Source organism: Alkalibaculum sporogenes, from assembly GCF_009362815.1.
Lineage (GTDB): Bacteria > Bacillota > Clostridia > Eubacteriales > Alkalibacteraceae > Alkalibaculum_A > Alkalibaculum_A sporogenes.
On sequence record NZ_WHNX01000071.1, the window covers coordinates 1 to 2,455 of the forward strand.

At 33.5% G+C, this 2,455-nt stretch carries 1 protein-coding gene, 5 tRNA genes and 2 rRNA genes; 7 read left to right on the forward strand and 1 reads right to left on the reverse strand.

Annotated elements, in window-relative coordinates:
- The 6 genes from GC105_RS16500 to GC105_RS16525 form a co-directional block, all read left to right on the forward strand.
- Nucleotides 1-85, forward strand: a 23S ribosomal RNA gene (locus tag GC105_RS16500); the annotation flags it as partial.
- A 208-nt stretch (nucleotides 86-293) separates the two neighbouring features.
- Nucleotides 294-410 (forward strand): 5S ribosomal RNA (gene rrf / locus GC105_RS16505).
- A gap of 4 nt (nucleotides 411-414) precedes the next feature.
- Nucleotides 415-489 (forward strand) — tRNA-Asn (locus GC105_RS16510).
- Between the two features lie 94 nt (nucleotides 490-583).
- A tRNA-Glu gene (locus GC105_RS16515) sits at nucleotides 584-658 on the forward strand.
- A 23-nt stretch (nucleotides 659-681) separates the two neighbouring features.
- Nucleotides 682-758, forward strand: a tRNA-Asp gene (locus GC105_RS16520).
- A gap of 291 nt (nucleotides 759-1,049) precedes the next feature.
- Nucleotides 1,050-1,124: transfer RNA gene (locus tag GC105_RS16525), tRNA-Thr, on the forward strand.
- Between the two features lie 193 nt (nucleotides 1,125-1,317).
- Here the strand turns inward: GC105_RS16525 and GC105_RS16530 are convergent.
- Nucleotides 1,318-2,019 carry a TVP38/TMEM64 family protein gene (locus GC105_RS16530; protein ID WP_152807031.1) on the reverse strand — a complete coding sequence of 234 codons (702 nt, stop codon included), beginning with the start codon at nucleotides 2,017-2,019 and terminating at the stop codon, nucleotides 1,318-1,320.
- A gap of 185 nt (nucleotides 2,020-2,204) precedes the next feature.
- Between GC105_RS16530 and GC105_RS16535 the strand changes: the two genes are divergently transcribed.
- Nucleotides 2,205-2,289: transfer RNA gene (locus tag GC105_RS16535), tRNA-Tyr, on the forward strand.
- Nucleotides 2,290-2,455: the final 166 nt, after the last annotated feature.

Consider the following 2,455-nt stretch of genomic DNA (forward strand, 5'->3'; position numbering starts at 1 on the left):
GTAGACTACCAGGTTGATAGGTCAGAGGTGTACATGTAGAAATACATTTAGCTGACTGATACTAATAGACCGAGGACTTGACCTAAATAAATGGGAAGTAAGAGGCGAGAAGTTGGAAGTGAGAATCGAAGTTTTCCCTATGGGAAAACAGAGTTTAAACATTCAATTACCAAACCTTAAAACTTCTGATGATAACTACTATTATCTTATGCTGTTTTCAAATATCATTGATTCATAAATCATTGATATGATAAAAAAGTAAGATGAGAATATCAATCTCACCTCACAATAAATTCCGTGGCAATGGCGGAGGGGCTACACCTGTTCCCATACCGAACACAGCAGTAAAGTCCTCCAGCGCCGATGGTACTTGGGTGGCGACGCCCTGGGAGAGTAGGTCGTTGCGGATTTTTTTCCTCAGTAGCTCAACGGTGGAGCACTCGGCTGTTAACCGATAGGCTGTTGGTTCGAATCCAACCTGGGGAGCCATTTTTTAGTCATTAGTATGATGAAAAATGCTCTAAAAACATTATTGTGCTTATAGTATTATTAAGACTATAGTCTACAGACTAAAGTCTGATTAGGCCCCATGGTCAAGCGGTTAAGACACCGCCCTTTCACGGCGGTTACAGGGGTTCGAATCCCCTTGGGGTCACCATTTTTATAGCAATTAAATATTGCGGCCTGGTAGTTCAGTTGGTTAGAATGCCAGCCTGTCACGCTGGAGGTCGACGGTTCGAGCCCGTTCCAGGTCGCCATTAAATTAATTAATAATTAAGAATTAACAATGAATAATTAAAGAACAAAGTTAAAGTACGTAGGGATCGAACCGTGAGACGGTTTCGAAACGGTGCGAAGCAATTTAATATGCTAAATGCATATTAAATAGTGAAGAAATCTCTGAGCGCCTAGCGAAGAGGGTAGATGCAAAGCATATACGCCCGTTCCAGGTCGCCATTAAATTAATTAATAATTAAGAATTAACAATGAATAATTAAAGAACAAAGTTAAAGCCCGTTCCAAATAAATATTTAAGGCAATAAAAGTATGCTGGCATGGCTCAACGGTAGAGCAGCTGACTTGTAATCAGCAGGTTGTAGGTTCGATTCCTATTGCCAGCTCCATACAAAATTTTAACCATAGATAATCTATGGTTTTTTTATATTTTAGAGACATATTGTAGAGCTGGTAGTAAGACAATATGTATCAAATGATGTACACTACGACTCAAAGGTATGTTTAAGGAATAGAGTATGCAAAGTGGCAACGTTTCTAAATTAGATAAACAACTGGAGTTAAGATATACTATAGATAATATTATCTAATTTTAGAAATATTCACACTTCTTTTGAACTTTAATACTATACGATAAATGATAATAGAACATATTACTAGTATAACTTTGAAACTTATGGCACTAATAAATAATGGTGAATTTGGGTCAGTTATATTAATCCCTACTAAAGTCATAATTAAAATATTTGGAAGTATACCAATTAAGCTTCCAGAAAGATATGTTATATAACTTATCTTAATTGATCCAATATACATACTTACGATATCATAGGGTAAAATTGCGATTACTCTTAATAGGTAGCAAAAAAACCAATCATTATTCTTTTGCAACTCATGAAATTGTTGTATCTTATGATATTTTTTAAATAACTTTTGGGTTAAACTAGTTCCATAATATCTTCCCATCCAATATGGGATAGTTATTGATATTGAAGTACCAATAATATTGACGAGAATAGCTGTAAATGGAGAGTAAACCATGCCAGCAAACAAGTACAGTATTGTTATCGGTAAAAAGATTGTAAGGCTTTTTATAGCGTACATTATAATGAGTAAAATTGATGTTTGAAAATAATTTTTTATAACGATATCCTCTAGAATATCAATAATCGATGTTCTTTCTTCAAATATAAGAAATATTATTATGAAAAAAAGCATGATTAATAGAGGTATTCCTTGTAAATAATTTTTCTTTATTTTTGTAAAGATATTTGAGTTGCTCATTATATATCAACCTTTCTTAAAAAGCGATAATCTATAAAATTAAATTATACTCAACTATACAAACATATTTATACTATAACATTATATAACTTAAAATAAAAATTAATTTTCTAAATTATTGTTGACAAGCTATGAAATATGCTGTATTATATATCTTGTGCCTGACGACAAATAAGAAAATATCAGGTGGGATTCCCGAGTGGCTAAAGGGAACAGACTGTAAATCTGTCGGCTCCGCCTTCGATGGTTCGAATCCATCTCCCACCACCAATTACTTTATTTTTTTTTGTCAATATATTAGCTCAGTTGGCATAAGTAGAGAACCAAAATCTATGATTTTGTGTGAATCACTTAGTTAGGCAGAATATATATTAAAACAATACTTATCATTGGAAACAAAGCCATAAACAATTAGGATCCATTAGCTCAGTTGGCA